This is a genomic window from Blautia sp. AF32-4BH (genome assembly GCF_003460565.1).
Taxonomy (GTDB): Bacteria; Bacillota; Clostridia; order Lachnospirales; family Lachnospiraceae; genus Fusicatenibacter; species Fusicatenibacter saccharivorans.
The window spans coordinates 103,716-119,646 of record NZ_QTVL01000009.1 but is presented as its reverse complement, the minus strand read 5'-3'; the positions used below and the strand labels follow the sequence as shown (position 1 = coordinate 119,646).

The 15,931-nt window shown below is 49.4% G+C and carries 18 protein-coding genes; 16 read left to right on the top strand and 2 right to left on the bottom strand.

Going from position 1 to position 15,931, the window contains the following annotated elements; translation table 11 throughout:
- Positions 1-16: 16 nt before the first annotated feature.
- Positions 17-1,219: an iron-containing alcohol dehydrogenase gene (locus tag DWZ44_RS12485; protein ID WP_117804985.1), complete on the bottom strand. Its 1,203-nt coding sequence runs from the start codon at positions 1,217-1,219 to the stop codon at positions 17-19.
- A 216-nt stretch (positions 1,220-1,435) separates the two neighbouring features.
- On the opposite strand from DWZ44_RS12485, the gene DWZ44_RS12480 reads away from it, so the two are divergent.
- Positions 1,436-2,437 (top strand): DnaJ C-terminal domain-containing protein, encoded by a 1,002-nt coding sequence (locus DWZ44_RS12480; RefSeq protein ID WP_117804994.1) that lies wholly within the window; start codon positions 1,436-1,438, stop codon positions 2,435-2,437.
- A gap of 230 nt (positions 2,438-2,667) precedes the next feature.
- A complete protein-coding gene (locus DWZ44_RS12475) occupies positions 2,668-3,255 on the top strand; it encodes a 50S ribosomal protein L25 (protein ID WP_117804984.1) in 588 nt (195 codons plus the stop codon).
- Between the two features lie 80 nt (positions 3,256-3,335).
- On the opposite strand, the gene DWZ44_RS12470 is transcribed toward DWZ44_RS12475, so the two are convergent.
- Positions 3,336-4,211 carry a YitT family protein gene (locus DWZ44_RS12470; protein ID WP_117508953.1) on the bottom strand — a complete coding sequence of 292 codons (876 nt, stop codon included), beginning with the start codon at positions 4,209-4,211 and terminating at the stop codon, positions 3,336-3,338.
- A 294-nt stretch (positions 4,212-4,505) separates the two neighbouring features.
- Here DWZ44_RS12470 and DWZ44_RS12465 point away from each other — a divergent pair, with 294 nt between their 5' ends.
- From DWZ44_RS12465 to rsfS, 14 genes are all read left to right on the top strand, one after another.
- Positions 4,506-5,552, top strand: a complete 1,047-nt coding sequence (locus DWZ44_RS12465; RefSeq protein WP_117804983.1) for a M42 family metallopeptidase — start codon at positions 4,506-4,508, stop codon at positions 5,550-5,552.
- A gap of 25 nt (positions 5,553-5,577) precedes the next feature.
- The gene (locus DWZ44_RS12460) at positions 5,578-7,443 is read left to right on the top strand and encodes a TIGR03960 family B12-binding radical SAM protein (protein WP_117761489.1); all 1,866 of its coding nucleotides are present in this window, start codon (positions 5,578-5,580) and stop codon (positions 7,441-7,443) included.
- A complete protein-coding gene (locus DWZ44_RS12455) occupies positions 7,427-8,134 on the top strand; it encodes a TIGR03936 family radical SAM-associated protein (RefSeq protein ID WP_117508951.1) in 708 nt (235 codons plus the stop codon). Before DWZ44_RS12460 ends, DWZ44_RS12455 begins: the two co-directional genes overlap by 17 nt.
- Positions 8,127-9,326 (top strand): ribonuclease E/G, encoded by a 1,200-nt coding sequence (locus DWZ44_RS12450; RefSeq protein ID WP_117761490.1) that lies wholly within the window; start codon positions 8,127-8,129, stop codon positions 9,324-9,326. Before DWZ44_RS12455 ends, DWZ44_RS12450 begins: the two co-directional genes overlap by 8 nt.
- A gap of 27 nt (positions 9,327-9,353) precedes the next feature.
- The gene (locus tag DWZ44_RS12445; protein WP_158565900.1) at positions 9,354-10,364 is read left to right on the top strand and encodes a type II CAAX endopeptidase family protein; all 1,011 of its coding nucleotides are present in this window, start codon (positions 9,354-9,356) and stop codon (positions 10,362-10,364) included.
- Between the two features lie 157 nt (positions 10,365-10,521).
- Positions 10,522-11,397: a DegV family protein gene (locus tag DWZ44_RS12440; RefSeq protein ID WP_117804981.1), complete on the top strand. Its 876-nt coding sequence runs from the start codon at positions 10,522-10,524 to the stop codon at positions 11,395-11,397.
- A 116-nt stretch (positions 11,398-11,513) separates the two neighbouring features.
- Positions 11,514-11,819, top strand: a complete 306-nt coding sequence (gene rplU / locus DWZ44_RS12435; protein ID WP_022462906.1) for a 50S ribosomal protein L21 — start codon at positions 11,514-11,516, stop codon at positions 11,817-11,819.
- Between the two features lie 5 nt (positions 11,820-11,824).
- Positions 11,825-12,145 (top strand): ribosomal-processing cysteine protease Prp, encoded by a 321-nt coding sequence (locus tag DWZ44_RS12430; RefSeq protein WP_055228163.1) that lies wholly within the window; start codon positions 11,825-11,827, stop codon positions 12,143-12,145.
- Positions 12,146-12,149: 4 nt separating this feature from the next.
- On the top strand, positions 12,150-12,440 hold the full coding sequence (rpmA, locus tag DWZ44_RS12425; RefSeq protein ID WP_022462904.1) for a 50S ribosomal protein L27: 291 nt from the start codon (positions 12,150-12,152) through the stop codon (positions 12,438-12,440).
- A 110-nt stretch (positions 12,441-12,550) separates the two neighbouring features.
- Positions 12,551-13,849, top strand: a complete 1,299-nt coding sequence (gene obgE / locus DWZ44_RS12420) for a GTPase ObgE (protein WP_022462903.1) — start codon at positions 12,551-12,553, stop codon at positions 13,847-13,849.
- A gap of 28 nt (positions 13,850-13,877) precedes the next feature.
- Entirely contained in the window at positions 13,878-14,171 is a 294-nt protein-coding gene (yhbY, locus tag DWZ44_RS12415) for a ribosome assembly RNA-binding protein YhbY (protein WP_022462902.1), read from the top strand.
- A 67-nt stretch (positions 14,172-14,238) separates the two neighbouring features.
- Positions 14,239-14,859, top strand: coding sequence for a nicotinate-nucleotide adenylyltransferase (nadD, locus tag DWZ44_RS12410; RefSeq protein WP_117804980.1), 621 nt, complete (start codon positions 14,239-14,241; stop codon positions 14,857-14,859).
- 12 nt (positions 14,860-14,871) lie between these two features.
- A complete protein-coding gene (yqeK, locus tag DWZ44_RS18465) occupies positions 14,872-15,474 on the top strand; it encodes a bis(5'-nucleosyl)-tetraphosphatase (symmetrical) YqeK (RefSeq protein ID WP_055217892.1) in 603 nt (200 codons plus the stop codon).
- Positions 15,475-15,828 carry a ribosome silencing factor gene (gene rsfS, locus DWZ44_RS18460; RefSeq protein ID WP_055267907.1) on the top strand — a complete coding sequence of 118 codons (354 nt, stop codon included), beginning with the start codon at positions 15,475-15,477 and terminating at the stop codon, positions 15,826-15,828.
- The last annotated feature ends 103 nt before the right edge of the window (positions 15,829-15,931 follow it).

The window sequence follows — 15,931 nt, the reverse complement described above, 5'->3', positions numbered from 1 at the left end:
CGAGAAAACAGCGGCTTTAGGATTGTACACGGCGGAGCACAGAAAAGATTTTTTCAGAATCCCAGATCTGCGGAACAGGGTAGGTGGGATTTGCTTCTTTTAAAGCACGGCGTGCTATTTCTGTGTAATCATTCGGCGAAAGGTGCGGCAGAGTGGATGGAATGTCAAACGAATCGCGCATAGCCTCGATAGCTGCAATCATCCGCTCAGCCTTTTCAGAAACGGTATCTCCGCCGAGAGAAAGCGCATCGGCGAGAACGGCAAGTTTAGGCGCAATGCAGGAACCGTATTCGCGCAGAACAGCAGGCAGCAGAACCGCGTTGGCTCTTCCGTGCGGAATGTGGTACAGTGCACCGACGGCGTGAGCGATGGCATGGACGTAGCCGACAAAGTTGTTGGTAAAAGCGAAACCGGCCAGATACGATGCATGAAGCATTTCCTGCCGTGCGGCAAGACGGGAGCCGTCACGCCAGGCTTCGGGCAGGGCATGGAAATTTTCGCAGACTGCCTCGATGGATGCATTCTGCACGCTGCGGGAGGCGAAGAGGTTCAGAAAAGCTTCCATGGCATGGGTCAGGGCATCCATACCGGTATCTGCGGTCATAGAGGACGGGAGGCTGATCGTAAGACGCGGATCGAGAACTGCCGTATCCGGGATCAGACAGAGGTCATTGACGGCGTATTTGTATGGTTTCCCGTCGATACAGTCTGTGATGACAGCTGCCGCCGTTGCCTCCGAACCGGTTCCGGCTGTCGTCGGCACGGCAAACAGCGGCGGAAGTTTCCGACGGACTTTCAGGAGGCCCCGCATCGCAGGAACCGTCTTTTTCGGACAGCAGACGCGGGCACCGATCAGCTTTGCTGCATCGAGAACGGATCCGCCGCCGATGGCGAGGATAGCCTGCGCCTGAATCTGCTGATAAAGACGGAAACCCTGTTCCACGCTCTCAATCTGCGGATCCGGGGCGATTTCGGAGAAAATGGTGACGGAAATGTTTTCTTTTTTACAGCCATCCAGCAGAGACGTCAGTGTTCCGCGGCGGACAAAGCCGGGGGTAGTCACCAGGAGAATCCGGGAGATCCGGCGTTTCCGGAATAACGCGGGGAGCAGCAGAACGGCATCCGGTGCTGCAAGGAGTGTCTGTTTCTTATGCTCTGTCAGATGAAGAACGCGGCTCAACACCCACTGCCGGGTGCGGAACCAGAAAATGGAATGCATCAATCAAGTACCTCCATAAAAAATCGTGAGAATCGTATATCTCTTATTGTAACAGTGCACGGCAGGTTTTTCAATTCGTATAGGAATTTTGAATCTTCCGTGAAAAGAATTGACAGTGTGAAAAATGAGTGTTATAGTACAAATAGAACAGATAAAAAGAGCCAGGAATTGTTCACTTGGGAAATCAGGAAAAGGCTTGACTGGAGGTGCCTGATGATGGAAACAAAGAGAGATTATTATGAAGTATTAGGCGTCAGCCGGAATGCAGACGAGAAAGAAATCAAGCGTGCATACCGGAAACTGGCGAAAAAATATCATCCCGATACGAATGCGGGAAACCCGGATGCGGAAAAGAAATTTAAGGAAGTGACAGAAGCGTATTCTGTCTTAAGCGATCCGGAAAAGAAGAAAATGTACGATCAGTTCGGATTCGCGGCGTTCGACCAGGGAGCCGGCGCGTACGGCCAGCAGGGCGGTGGAAATCCGTACGGCAGTGCGTATGGAAACCCGTTCGGCGGAAGCGGAAACAACGGCGGCTATCACGAATTTCACTTTGAAGGAAACGCGGACGATATGTTCGGCGATTTCTTTGATCAGATGTTTCATGGCAAAAGCCGTGGATTCGGAAGCGAGCGGTATACGCGTTCGGGAAGTAGCAGACATCCGTTTGAGGATGCATTTTCCGGCCGCGGTACGGCAGAGGATCTCGATCTGCACGCTGAGGTTTCGATCCGCCTGGAGGAAGCGGCATCGGGCTGTGAAAAACAGATTACCCTGCGGAACCCGGATGGAACGACCAATACGCTGCTGGTTAAAATCCCGGCCGGTATCGAGAGCGGAAAGAGCATCCGTCTGCGCGGCAAAGGCCATACAGGATCAAACGGCCGCCGCGGCGATCTGATTTTGAAGGTCAATGTAGAAGAAAAGAAAGGCTTTGAACGGCGCGGAATGGACATCTACACGACGATTCAGATTCCATACACAACGGCAGTCTTTGGCGGTGAAGCGCGTGTCTCGACACTGTACGGAGATGTGGTCTGCAAAATCAAGGAAGGAACACAGTCCGGCAGTAAGCTCCGTCTGCGCGGCAAGGGCATGGTATCGATGAAAGATGCGAACGTGCACGGTGATCATTATGCGACGATTGAGATTGCTGTACCGCGCAGTCTGAACCGCACAGCACGCCAGAAACTGATGGAATATAAGGAAGCGTGCTGAAAATGTGAAGAAACTGTGAAATCGGAAAATCCGGGTTGACAAATCGTGTTTGTGGTATTATATTACATCTAGAACAAAGAAAAGGAATCAACAAGAAACCAATTCTTCCTTGCATGTTCCCAAACATCCTGTTCCAAGAAACTTATTCATAGCCACAAGGCAAAGCAAACTTAACACCCTTCACAAGATAAGAAGCCTGCTAAGAATCAGATTTTTGGAGGAAAAGGTAAATGAATACTTTAAAAGCTGAAAAGAGAAGTTTGGATGTAAAAGCAAAAAGACTTAGAAGAGAAGGATACGTTGTCGGCAATGTATTCGGCAGAGAGATGAAAGAATCCATTCCAGTTAAGATGGTAAAAAGAGATATCGAGAAACTGCTGAAGACAGACCACAAAGGCAGCCAGATTATGCTGGATGTCGACGGAACCGCATACGATGTCCTGATCAAAAATGTTGATTATAACCCGGTAGCCGGACAGATCGATTCGATCGAGTTCCAGGCACTGGTCAGCAACGAGAAAGTTCATTCCGTTGCAGAGATTGTCCTTGTAAACCATGAAAAGATCGCAGAAGGCGTTCTGCAGGAGGATCTGAACGAGGTTGCCTACATGGCATACCCGGCATCCCTGGTCGATCAGGTAATGGTCGATGTCGGAGAGATGAAGATCGGTGATGTCATCCGCGTCAAAGATCTGTCCCTGGCCGCTGACCCGGATATCACCATAAAGACCAATCCGGAATCCATTGTCGTAAGTCTGATGGCTTCCCACAACGTAGAAGCACCGGCAGAAGATACCGAAGCAGCAGAAGAGAAATAAACAGAATAAGCACATACAAAGAAATCCGAAGGCGTCAAAAGCCTTCGGATTTTTTGCGTAAAAAATATGGTTTGAATCGATCAGACATAACTCATGAAGCCTTTTCCGATAATTTCGCTGCTCTTTGTGATCGCAATAAACGCGGTCGGCTCGGTATCATGAATAAACCGCTGAAGATAGACGGCCTGCTTGACATCCACAACCGTGAGAATGACTGTCCGCTGCTGGTCGGAGTAAGCGCCGACGGCGTCGTAAAGGGTTGCGCTGTGATTGAGATCCTTTGTGATGAAATCGCAGATCGGCTGCGGATTGTTGGAGATAATCGTAAAAAATTTATTCAGCTTCATCCGCTCAATCGTTTTGTCAATCAGCAGTGTTTTCGCCATCAGACCGAGAACCGAACAAAGTCCGGTTAAGGTATCGAAAATCAGGAAAGCAAGGATGACAACGATGAGGTCGGTCACCAGCAGGGCAGTGGAAATATTCATTGTAGAATATTTTTTAATAATCATGGCGATGATGTCTGTGCCGCCGCCGGAGGCATTCTCAAAAAACAGCAGTGCTGCCGCCAGTGCCGGAAGAATAATGGCAAAGCAGAGCTCCAGCATGATCTCATCGGTAAGCGGATGTGCCATCGGAAACAGCTTTTCAAAAATGTTCAGAAGAACCGAGGAAAGCACGGTCACGTAGGCTGTCTTGACGCCGAAGTTCCGCCCCAGCACAGCAAAACCAACCAGCAGAAGCAGCAGGTTGATAAAAAGGTTGATCTGTGAGGCAGTGAACGGAAGAAACCGGCAGATGACAACGGCCATACCGGATACACCGCCGAAAGAAAAATTATTAGGGAATTTAAAAACATAAATTCCAATGTCCATGATCAGAACAGCTGCGGTAATGACAGCATATTCTTTTAACGTTTGTAATGCAGGCTGCGATGCCTGTTCTTTTGTGTCCATTTTTTTGCTCCTTTATTTGAATTTGAGGCGACCTTTATTTTATTATAGAAGAAACTTTTTTGAATAACAGCTAATAATGTATCTCCCTCTTCAAACATAGCATGGCATAGGGTAGTTTGTCCAGTTACATTTTCCTTATTTCCATTTTTCCGTTTTCCGATGGTTGTATCCAATTTATTTCTGTGGTATGATGAAGGGCAGGATCTTTTTTCGGAAAGAAAAAAATCTGCAGTTTCTGTTTCAAAATGTTTCGAAAAAAGAAGAAAAAACAGAAACAAAAATGGAGGAAGAAACATGAAAAATACAAAGGTTTATGTTGATTTTATAACAGAGAAACTGAAAAAACTGCTCTCCATCGACAGCCCGACCGGCTACACAAAAGATGCCATTGCATGGCTGAAAGCAGAGTACGAAGCGATGGGCTATGCGCCGGTGATCACCACAAAGGGCGGCCTTCTGGTGCAGCTTGCCAAAGGCTGTGAAGGAAACGGCGGTGTCCTTGTGGAGACACATACCGATACGCTCGGCGGCATGGTAGCGGAAGTGAAAGGAAACGGCCGTCTTCGTCTCACCGCGCTCGGCGGTATGAATCCGAACAATGCGGAGACGGAAAACTGCGTTGTCATCACAAGAGACGGAAAACGGTACGAGGGCTGCTTCCAGATGAACAACCCGTCGATCCATGTCAACGGTTCCTACGACCAGCAGGACCGCACCTACGACAATATGGAGGTCGTTCTGGATGAGATGGTCTTCTCCAAAGAGGAGACAAAAGCGCTCGGCATCGAGACTGGTGATATCGTCTGCTTTGAGACGAGAACCCGCATCACGGAGAAGGGCTACATCAAGAGCCGTTTCCTCGATGATAAACTGAGCGTTGCAATTCTGCTCGGCTATGCGAAGTATTTAAAAGAAGAAAATGTCACACCGTCCCGCCCGGTTTATCAGCACATTACCGTATACGAAGAGGTCGGCCACGGCGGATCTGCTTCCGTTCCGGAGGGCGTGACAGATATTCTTTCTGTTGATATGGGCTGTGTCGGCGACGGACTGGAGTGTAAAGAGCATCAGGTATCCATCTGCGTCAAAGACAGCGGCGGCCCTTACAGCTACGATTTTACCGGCGAGCTGATTGCGGCAGCAAAAGCAAACGGAATCGACTATGCGGCGGATGTTTACCCGCACTACGGCTCTGACGTGGAGGCAACGCTCCGCGGCGGCGCAGACGCACGCCATGCCCTGATCGGCACCGGTGTGTACGCATCCCATGGATATGAAAGAAGCCATGTGGACGGCGTGAAGAATACGCTGGAACTGCTTGCGGCGTATCTGGACAAATAAAAATAAGAACAAGTGAGAGAATTGCATGAGAAAATTAGCATTGCCAGAAGAAGTGCTGCTCCAGATTGAGCAGCCTGCGCGATATATTGGAAATGAATTCAACAGTGTCGTAAAAGACAAAGAGAAAGTAGCCCTGCGCGGCGCATTCCTGTTCCCGGATGTGTATGAGATCGGTATGTCCCACCTTGGCATCCAGATCCTGTACGATATGTTCAACAAACGCGAGGACATGTGGTGCGAGCGAGTTTATTCCCCATGGCCGGATCTGGACCGCGTGATGCGTGAACAGAACATTCCGCTGTTCGGTCTGGAATCCCAGGAGCCGGTGAAAAACGAGGATTTCCTGTTCATCACCCTGCAGTATGAGATGTGTTATACAAACGTTCTGCAGGCGCTCGACCTTGCCGGAATCCCGCTGCATGCGGTGGAGCGTACCGACGAGGACCCGATCGTCATCGGCGGCGGCCCGTGTACGTACAACCCGGAGCCGATCGCTCCGTTCTTCGATCTGTTTTACATCGGAGAGGGTGAGGTTGTGTACGACCAGCTTTTTGACACGTATCTGGAAAATAAAAAGAACGGCGGAACCCGTCAGGATTTCCTGAAAAAGGCATGCCGGATCCCTGGTATTTACGTACCGCAGTTTTATGAAGTAACGTACCACGAGGACGGAACGATCGCGGCCTTTACGCCGTCCATTCCGGAAGCACCGGAAAAGATCAAAAAACAGCTTGTCATGGATATGACCGAGGCAACGTATCCGGAGAAACCGGTCGTGCCGTTTATCAAGGCAACACAGGACCGTGTCGTTCTGGAGATCCAGCGCGGCTGTATCCGCGGCTGCCGTTTCTGCCAGGCGGGTATGGTGTACCGTCCGACAAGAGAGCGCGATGTGGAGAAGTTAAAAGAACTTGCGACCCATATGCTGCGCAATACCGGCCACGATGAGATTTCGTTGAGTTCTTTGAGCTCGAGTGATTACAGCCATCTTCCGGAGCTTGTCAACTATCTGATCGACAGCTGCCCGGAAAAGGGTGTCAATATTTCCCTTCCGTCTCTTCGAATCGACGCATTTTCCCTCGATGTCATGAGCAAGGTACAGGATATCAAAAAGAGCAGCCTGACCTTCGCACCGGAGGCGGGAAGCCAGCGGATGCGGAATGTTATTAATAAAGGTCTGACCGAGGAAGTCATTCTCGACGGAGCCGGAAAAGCGTTTGAGGGCGGCTGGAATAAAGTAAAACTGTATTTCATGCTGGGCCTTCCGACCGAGACCGAGGATGATATCAAAGGAATTGCGCATCTGGCGGAAAAGATCGCAGAGCGTTACTATGAGATTCCGAAAGACCAGAGAAACGGAAAATGCCAGATTACGGCAAGCTCCTCGTTCTTTATTCCGAAGCCGTTCACTCCGTTCCAGTGGGCACCGATGAACACGGAGAGGGAGTTTCTTGACAAAGCGGCGATTGTAAAGGCAGAGGTCCGCGCACAGCTGAATCAGAAGAGCATCCGTTACATTTATCATGAGGCAGATATTTCCCTTCTGGAGGGATTCCTTGCACGCGGTGACCGGAAATGTGCCGAAGTTATTGAAAAAGCGTACCGAAAAGGTGCTATTTTCGATGCCTGGTCCGAGTATTTCCGGAAAGATGCCTGGGAAGAAGCGTTTGCAGAGACCGGCATTGACGTTTCGTTCTATGCCTGCCGTAAGCGCAGCACCGATGAGATCCTTCCGTGGGATTTCCTTGATATCGGCGTGACGAAAAAATTCCTGATCCGCGAATGGGAGCGGGCACAGAAAGAAACCGTTACCCCGAACTGTAAGATGCAGTGTTCCGGCTGCGGAGCAAAATCATTCGGAGGAGGTGTCTGCTATGAAAATCAGAATTAAGTTTGCCAAAACAGGTGTGATGAAATTTGTGGGTCATCTGGATGTGATGCGTTACTTCCAGAAAGCAATCCGCCGTGCGGAACTTCCGATCGCTTATTCCGAGGGCTTCAGCCCGCACATGCTGCTGTCGTTTGCTTCTCCGCTCGGTGTCGGCATCAGCAGCACCGGTGAATATTTCGATATGGTGCTCGCGGAAGATATGAAAACCGACGAGATTGTAAAACGTCTGAATGCGACGATGGTTGAGGGAATGGAAGTGCTTTCCGCCCGCCATGTGCCGGATGGAAAAGCAAGCAAGGCAATGTCTCTCGTAGCAGGAGCCGATTATCTCGTGCAGTTCCGCGAGGGAAAAATGCCGGAGATTGATCTGGAAACGAAAGTACCGGTGTTTTTTGCACTTCCGCAGATTGAGATCATGCGAAAGACAAAACGAAGCGAAAAGCTGACCGATATCCGCCCATGGATTTACGATATGAAAGCAAAGAAAAGTGGTGTCTGGATGCAGCTCTCCACCGGAAGTGTTTCGAACCTGAAACCGGAGCTCGTGATGGAAGCGTTCTGCAAATGGTGCGGGGTTGAACTGCCGCCGTTTGCATACACGATTCTGCGCGAGGAAGTTTACGCAGACATCGGAACGGAAGAAGAGCGAAAGCTGGTTCCGCTGGAAGCATTAGGAGAAGAAGTTGAGTAAACGAGTTGTCATTGCCCATCTGCCGTGGGCGGGAAAAGATTACCTGGTACACACGCTGGTGGAAGGAGAAAGACCGGTCGAACTGACGGCCCTCTGCAGGGAGAAGGAAACGCTGCTTGGCAATATCTATGTCGGCCGGGTGGAAAAACTGGCGCCCGGGATCCGCGGGGCATTTGTCTCGTTTGCGGAGCAGCAGAGCTGTTTTCTTGATCTGTCCCGTGTAAAAGAAGGGTATCTTCTGAAAAAAGCACCGGGAACAGAACTGCATGTCGGAGATGAAATTGTCGTGCAGATCCAGCGGGAAGCGCAGAAAACGAAGCTTCCGTCGGCGACAGCAGAACTTTCTCTTTCGGGAAGTGCCCTGGCGCTCTATTATGGAAAGCCGGAAATCTCATGCTCGGGACGCCTTCTGCCGGAGCAGAAAAAACGGTTAAAAGAACTGGGAAGCCGGATCTTTCCAGAATTTTCCGGCGGAAGCCTTCCGTTTGGCGTGATCTTCCGCACCGCATCCGCTGATGCTTCGGAAGAAGAGATCCGGCAGGAATATCTCGAGCTGTCCGAAAAACTCGCGCGGATTGTCCAGTATGGAACAATGCGGAGCCTGTACTCCTGCCTGTATCGGGCGTCAGATGCCGTGCCGGAGCTCGTCAAACGGTATGCACCGTCAGTTTCAGAACTTGTGACAGATGACAGAGAAACGTATGAGATCTGCAGAGAATATCTGGAGCGCCATGATTTTCACGACTGCCGCCTGACCTGGTATGAGGATCAGCTTACCACACTGACAAAGAAAGAAAATCTCGAAAATCACGTAAAACAGGCACTCGACAAACGTGTGGATCTGCCTTCCGGCGGATTCCTCGTGATCGAACCGACCGAAGCGCTGACCGCGATCGATGTGAACAGCGGAAAGCAGCTCGGCGGACGGAAAAATACGTTTCTGTACAGCGTAAACCAGGAGGCAGCCCGCGAAATCGCCCGCCAGATCCGCCTGCGCGGGATTTCCGGTCTGATCCTGGTTGACTTTATCAACATGCCGGAAAAAGAGCAGGAGGAGCGCCTTCTCGGCTTCCTGCAGGGTCTTGTGCGGGAAGATCCCGTTCCGACCAAAGTTGTGGATATGACGGCGCTTCATCTCGTGGAACTGACGAGAAAGAAAATCCGCCGGCCGCTGGCAGAACAGATGAAATGACAGTGACCTTACAAAGGAGGAATGAATATGGAACCACAAAAGAAACCGATTCACCTCAATGAAAATGATACCCCATATCTTTACGAACCCTTTCGAAACCAGATGCCGGCAAAACGGCCGCATCCGGCGGAAAAAGAAAAGATACTGAAACCATGGCAGGGCCTGCTGGTGTTTGCCTTTCTGATGGTTCTTTTTAATCTCGCCGGAATTCCGCTGGTTCTTGCAGGAGGGATGTATGGAAATGCGCTGGACGAGATCATTGTATTCCTGATCGGATCCATTCTCGTCGTACGGGCACTTCATATTCCGTTAAAAGAAGTGTTCCCATTAAAAAAGCCGGATGGAGCCGGAATCCTCGGAACCATTCTGATGTGGTATGTGACGTACCGCGGTGTGCTTGCCCTTTTCCTTCTGATGGAATGGATTTTCCCGCAGGAATACGCAAGCCTCTCGGAATCCATGGACAGCAGTATGGCGGGCCTTTCCTATTTCGGCGAGCTGCTTGTCGTTGCGCTGACACCGGCCATCTGTGAAGAAGCACTGCACCGCGGTCTTCTGCAGTACAGCCTGCGCGGAATCAAAAAGAAATGGGTGATGCTGCTTCTGATGGGCGTTTATTTTGGCGCTTTCCACATGAGCATCGTCCGTTTTCTTCCGATGATGATGATGGGAATCGTTCTCTCGTATGTGCGGATGAAGACCGACAACATGTTTTACAGCTCGCTGTTCCATTTCGTCCACAACGCATCGACGATTGTGGCGAGCATTGCGGCAAGCTTCCTCTATATGTTCTTGCAGGGGAACGCAGCAGCAGGCAGCGGATATGCAACGGAAACGTACATCGGCATGTATCTGATCGAAGCGGCATTGATGCCGATCGGTCTTTATATGGGAAGCCGTCTTCTGACGTACCAGCAGACAAAAAGCGAAGGATTTTTCCCGAAGGAGAGAAGAAAAAAGACCATTGCAAAAATCGTAATTCCGACCATTCTGCTGATCCTTGGCGGACTGTTTTTCCTTGGTATTGGTATGATGTAAAAAGAATCAAAAGCAGTTTGGGCAATTTTGCAGAAATGTCTAAGCCGGGTAGAAAACAGGTACGATTTATGATAGAATAACAGCAAATCAAGCGTTACACGATATTACAGAAAGGAAAAGCTGTTTCCCTAAAAAAGAGACAGCAGGAATAAGAACTATGGCAAGAACAGCTATTGCTACCGACAGCAACAGCGGTATTACACAGAGTCAGGCGAAAGAGCTGGGCGTTTTTGTCCTTCCCATGCCTTTCTTCATGCGCGGAAAAATCCAGTTTGAGGATATCGACCTGACACAGGAACAGTTTTACGAGATTCTGGCAGAGGATGCGGCTGTTTCCACATCTCAGCCGTCTCCGGGAGATCTGATGGATTTTTGGAACAAAATTCTCGAAGAGTACGATGACATTGTTTACATTCCGATGTCAAGCGGCCTTTCCACCTCCTGTGATACAGCGACCGTGCTGTCCGAGGACTACGAAGGAAAAGTGCAGGTTGTCAACAACCAGAGAATCTCCGTTACGCAGCAGCAGTCTGTTCTGGATGCAAAGAAAATGGCAAACCGCGGCGTGGCAGCGAAAGACATTAAAGCAATTCTGGAAGAGGATGCGCTGGATGCAAGTATCTATATTATGGTAGATACGTTAAAATACCTGAAAAAAGGCGGCCGCGTTACGCCGGCAGCAGCCATGATCGGAACCGTTTTAAATATCAAACCGGTGCTGACGATCCAGGGAGAGAAGCTTGACGCGTTTGAAAAAGCGCGCGGTGTGAAACAGGCAAAGAAAGCCATGATCAAGGCTATGAAAAAAGATATGGACAAACGCTTCGCAAAAGAGCGTGCAGCCGGCATCATGGGACTTCACATTGCCTATACCGCAAACGACAAAGAAGTAATCGATGGATGGATTGCCGAAGTAAAAGAAGCCTTCCCGGATTTTGAAGTCGATGCGCATCCGCTGTCCTTAAGCGTTGCCTGCCACATCGGACCTGGCGCACTGGCAATTGCATGCGAAAAAAAATCTGCAATTTCCTGAAAAATACTATTGACAAACAGCAGACGTGATGATATATTGTAGAAGTATGCCGCACAGAGAGGTAAAAGAGTCGAAAGACCACCGAATCTGGCGAGTAATTGATAGGGAGGTGCCATATGTACGCAATTATTGCAACAGGTGGTAAACAGTACAAGGTAGCTGAAGGCGATGTTATCCGAGTAGAGAAACTTGGCGTTGAAGCTGGAGAAACCGTAACTTTTGATCAGGTACTTGCAGTAAGCAATGACGGACTGAAAGTTGGCGAGGACGTTAAAAATGCATCCGTAACCGCATCTGTAGTTGGAAACGGTAAAGGCAAAAAAGTTATCGTTTACAAGTATAAGAGAAAAACTGGTTATCATAAGAAAAACGGTCACAGACAGCAGTACACTGAAGTGAAGATTGAAAAAATCAACGCTTAAGTCTTATGATTTGTATAACCGTAACAGAGTCTGACGGCGAGTACATCTCCGTGGAGTCAAACGGTCATGCAGGCTATGCAGAGGAAGGGCAGGATATCATCTGTGCCGCTGTCTCCGCATTGATTGTAAACACCGTAAATTCCGTGGAAACATTGACAGAGGATCTGATTATAAGTGAGGCTGGAGATGGATACGTGTATTTTTCATTCCCGAATGGGTATTCTGAAAGTACCGCACTTCTTGTAAAATCACTTTTGCTGGGCCTCGAAAGTATTCGCCGCGATTATGGAGCACAATACTTAGAGATCGCATTCAAGGAGGTGTAATACCATGTTAAATATGAACCTTCAGATTTTCGCTCATAAAAAAGGAGTTGGTTCTACCAAGAACGGTAGAGATTCCGAGTCCAAGAGATTAGGAGCAAAAAGAGCTGACGGACAGGTTGTAAAGGCTGGAAACATTCTTTACAGACAGCGTGGAACCAAGATTCATCCAGGCGTGAACGTAGGAATCGGAAAAGACGATACCTTATTCGCTATGGTTGACGGACGCGTAGCTTTCGAAAGAAAAGGACGTGACAAAAAACAGGTTTCCGTATATCCGGTAGCAACAGAAGAGTAAGACAAAGGTGCGGCTTCAAATCTTAAGAGGTTTGAAGCCGTTTTTGTTAATAATAATTAAAGGTCCAACAGACCGATTTGGATTTAGATAAAACAAGACAGGAGAATACCATGTTTGCAGACAGAGCAAAAATTCTGATCCGCTCCGGTAAGGGCGGAGACGGACATGTCAGTTTCCGCAGAGAGCTTTTTGTACCGAACGGCGGGCCGGACGGCGGCGATGGCGGCAAAGGCGGAGACGTTATTTTTGAAGTTGACGAAGGACTGAATACACTGGTTGATTACCGCCACAGAAGAAAGTTTTCTGCTACCGACGGCGAGCCGGGCGGAAAACGCAGATGCCATGGCGGAAACGGCGCAGATATTGTCCTGAAAGTACCGGAAGGAACCGTCATTATGGACGCTGCGAGCGGAAAAGTCATCGCAGATATGTCCGGTGAAAACCGCCGTCAGGTTGTATTAAAAGGCGGAAAAGGTGGAAACGGAAATATGCATTACGCAACCGCTACCATGCAGGTTCCGAAATACGCCCAGCCAGGCCAGCCGGCACAGGAGCTGGAAGTAAGAATGGAACTGAAAGTCATCGCGGACGTCGGACTCGTCGGCTTCCCGAACGTTGGAAAATCGACCCTGCTTTCCCGCGTGACAAATGCAGAACCGAAAATTGCAAATTATCACTTTACCACGCTTTCCCCGAACCTCGGTGTCGTAGACCTTGAGGGCTGCAGCGGATTTGTTATCGCAGATATCCCGGGACTGATCGAGGGTGCATCGGAAGGAGTCGGCCTCGGCCATGAATTCCTGCGCCACATCGAGAGAACCCGCGTGATGATCCATGTAGTAGACGTTGCATCGACCGAGGGAAGAGATCCGGTGGATGATATCAACAAGATCAACAAAGAGCTCGAAGCCTATAACCCGGAGATCGCAAAACGCCCGCAGATCATCGCGGCCAATAAGACCGATGCGATCTATGTAGAAGAGGGCGAAGAGGATCCGGTGGAACGTCTGAAAAAAGAGTTCGAGCCGAAAGGCATCCCGGTTTATCCGATTTCTGCCGTCAGCGGAAAAGGCTTAAAAGAGCTTTTATATGCCGTACAGAAAAAACTCGATGAGCTTCCGAAAGAGCGTATGGTCTTCGAGCAGGAATTCTTCCCGGAGGATATGCTTCTTGCCGAGAACCTGCCGTACACCGTCGAGCAGGACCCGGAGGACGAGCACCGCTTCATCATCGAGGGACCGAAGATCGAGAAAATGCTCGGCTACACCAATCTGGATTCCGAGAAAGGTTTTGCTTTCTTCCAGCGGTTCTTAAAAGATACCGGTATCTTAGACGAACTCGAGCAGGCCGGCATCCAGGAAGGCGATACCGTCAAGATGTATGGATTTGAATTTGATTATTATAAATAGAACGAATAAATAACGAAGGAGGAGACGTATGACCAGCAAGCAGAGAGCATACCTGAAAGGCCTTGCCATGACCATGGAACCGATCCTGCAGGTAGGAAAAAGCAGCATCACGCCGGAGCATACCGCTGCTGTAGCAGAGGCACTTGAGGCGAGAGAACTAATTAAAATCAATGTACTGCAGAACTGCCTCGATGATCCAAGAGAGATCGCAGAAGTTCTGGCAGAACGCACCAATTCCCAGGTCGTACAGGTGATCGGCAAAAAGATCGTGCTGTACAAAGAGGGCAAAAAAGAGAAAAAGAAAATTCAGCTTCCGAAATAATCCGCAGGAAAGAACCGCCGGGACCGGAGCATACCGCTGCAGTTCCGGCGCTTTTTGAGGAAAACGTATGGAAAAGAAAAACAGAAAAATTGGCATTATGGGAGGCACATTCGATCCCATTCATATCGGTCATCTGATCCTTGGCGAGGCGGCGTACGAGCAGTTCGGGCTTGATGAAGTCTGGTTCCTTCCGGCCGGAAATCCGCCACATAAACGGAACCGGGCGGGACGGGCAAAGAATGCACAGCGTGTCGAGATGGTGCGCCGTGCCATCGCATCCAATCCGCATTTTGTGCTCTGCACCAAAGAGATGAAAGATGAGGGCTATACCTACAGTTATCGGACGCTTGAGGCGATGCGGAAGGAACATCCGTGCACGGAGTTTTACTTTATCATTGGAGCGGATTCCCTGTTCTATTTTGATGAGTGGAAAAATCCAGAGCGGATCTGCGCCGCGGCAAAGATCCTTGTGGCGACTAGGGATCGGGCAAAAGAGAAAGAGCTTCTGGCCTGTATGGAACGAAATGCAAAAAAACTTCACGGTACCTTTCTGAAACTCGACACACCGAATCTGGATGTTTCTTCCCACGAACTGCGGGAATGGATCCGGGAAGGAAAACCCGTGAAATACTATCTGCCGGATTCTGTGATTTCCTACATTCAGGAGCAGAAAATCTATCAGGATTAGAGGAAGAGCAGGATGGAACAGTACGATTTATGGAAACTGGACAAAAAACTCCAGAAGGAAGTCGATGAAGACCGCTATCATCACACGCTCGGTGTGATGTTTACCGCAGCATCCATGGCGATGGTATGGGGCGAGGATCTCGAAAAAGCCCGTGTCGCGGGACTGCTTCACGACTGTGCAAAATGCATTCCGAATAAGAAAAAAATCACCATGTGTGAGAAAAATAAGATTGAAATCACTGAGTTTGAGCGGAACAATCCGTTTTTGATCCATGCCAAGCTCGGTGCATTTCTGGCGAAGGACAAGTATAAGGTGGAAGATCCGGAGATCTTAAGTGCCATCACCTGGCATACGACAGGAAAAGAAGATATGACATTGCTGGAGAAGATCATCTATATCGCAGATTATATCGAGCCGGCACGAAACAAGGCACCACACCTTACCCGCCTTCGGAAGCTGGCATTCACCGATATCGACGAATGCATGTATGAAATTTTAAAAGACAGTATGGCGTATCTGTCGGAAAACCCGAAGACGATGGACCCGATGACGGAGCAGGCGTATCAGTTCTATGAGGCACTGCACCGGGAACGGACGGCAAAGGAGGAAGCATAAATGAGCGAAGCAAAACAGACTGCAAAACTTGCACTGGAAGCACTGGAAGATAAAAAAGCAATGGATGTCCGCATTCTGGACATTACCCATGTTTCGACTCTGGCAGATTATTTCATGATCGCCAGCGGAAGCAACCGCAACCAGGTACAGGCGATGGCAGACAACGTAGAGGAGGTACTCGGAAAAGCCGGCGTACATCCAAAACAGATCGAAGGCTATCAGACCGCAAACTGGATTCTGATGGACTACGGCGATGTTGTCATCCACATCTTTGATGAGGAGAACCGCCTGTTCTACGATCTGGAGAGAATCTGGAGAGACGGTAGAGTCGTAGAAAAAGAAGAGATTATGTAAGTTAGGTGGAAAAAGGCGCAGAAAATCCGGAACCGTGCAGAGAAAGGCGGACGGGTTCTCTGCGCCTTTCTGGTGTTTGGAACGCATATGATAAAGAAAAAGG

Bases quoted from the DNA above. Each gene is read 5' to 3' on its own strand.
- DWZ44_RS12485 (WP_117804985.1), bottom strand. From the start codon at position 1,219: ATGCATTCCATTTTCTGGTTCCGCACCCGGCAGTGGGTGTTGAGCCGC.
- DWZ44_RS12480 (WP_117804994.1), top strand. From the start codon at position 1,436: ATGGAAACAAAGAGAGATTATTATGAAGTATTAGGCGTCAGCCGGAAT.
- DWZ44_RS12475 (WP_117804984.1), top strand. From the start codon at position 2,668: ATGAATACTTTAAAAGCTGAAAAGAGAAGTTTGGATGTAAAAGCAAAA.
- DWZ44_RS12470 (WP_117508953.1), bottom strand. From the start codon at position 4,211: ATGGACACAAAAGAACAGGCATCGCAGCCTGCATTACAAACGTTAAAA.
- DWZ44_RS12465 (WP_117804983.1), top strand. From the start codon at position 4,506: ATGAAAAATACAAAGGTTTATGTTGATTTTATAACAGAGAAACTGAAA.
- DWZ44_RS12460 (WP_117761489.1), top strand. From the start codon at position 5,578: ATGAGAAAATTAGCATTGCCAGAAGAAGTGCTGCTCCAGATTGAGCAG.
- DWZ44_RS12455 (WP_117508951.1), top strand. From the start codon at position 7,427: ATGAAAATCAGAATTAAGTTTGCCAAAACAGGTGTGATGAAATTTGTG.
- DWZ44_RS12445 (WP_158565900.1), top strand. From the start codon at position 9,354: ATGGAACCACAAAAGAAACCGATTCACCTCAATGAAAATGATACCCCA.
- DWZ44_RS12440 (WP_117804981.1), top strand. From the start codon at position 10,522: ATGGCAAGAACAGCTATTGCTACCGACAGCAACAGCGGTATTACACAG.
- rplU (WP_022462906.1), top strand. From the start codon at position 11,514: ATGTACGCAATTATTGCAACAGGTGGTAAACAGTACAAGGTAGCTGAA.
- DWZ44_RS12430 (WP_055228163.1), top strand. From the start codon at position 11,825: ATGATTTGTATAACCGTAACAGAGTCTGACGGCGAGTACATCTCCGTG.
- rpmA (WP_022462904.1), top strand. From the start codon at position 12,150: ATGTTAAATATGAACCTTCAGATTTTCGCTCATAAAAAAGGAGTTGGT.
- obgE (WP_022462903.1), top strand. From the start codon at position 12,551: ATGTTTGCAGACAGAGCAAAAATTCTGATCCGCTCCGGTAAGGGCGGA.
- yhbY (WP_022462902.1), top strand. From the start codon at position 13,878: ATGACCAGCAAGCAGAGAGCATACCTGAAAGGCCTTGCCATGACCATG.
- nadD (WP_117804980.1), top strand. From the start codon at position 14,239: ATGGAAAAGAAAAACAGAAAAATTGGCATTATGGGAGGCACATTCGAT.
- yqeK (WP_055217892.1), top strand. From the start codon at position 14,872: ATGGAACAGTACGATTTATGGAAACTGGACAAAAAACTCCAGAAGGAA.
- rsfS (WP_055267907.1), top strand. From the start codon at position 15,475: ATGAGCGAAGCAAAACAGACTGCAAAACTTGCACTGGAAGCACTGGAA.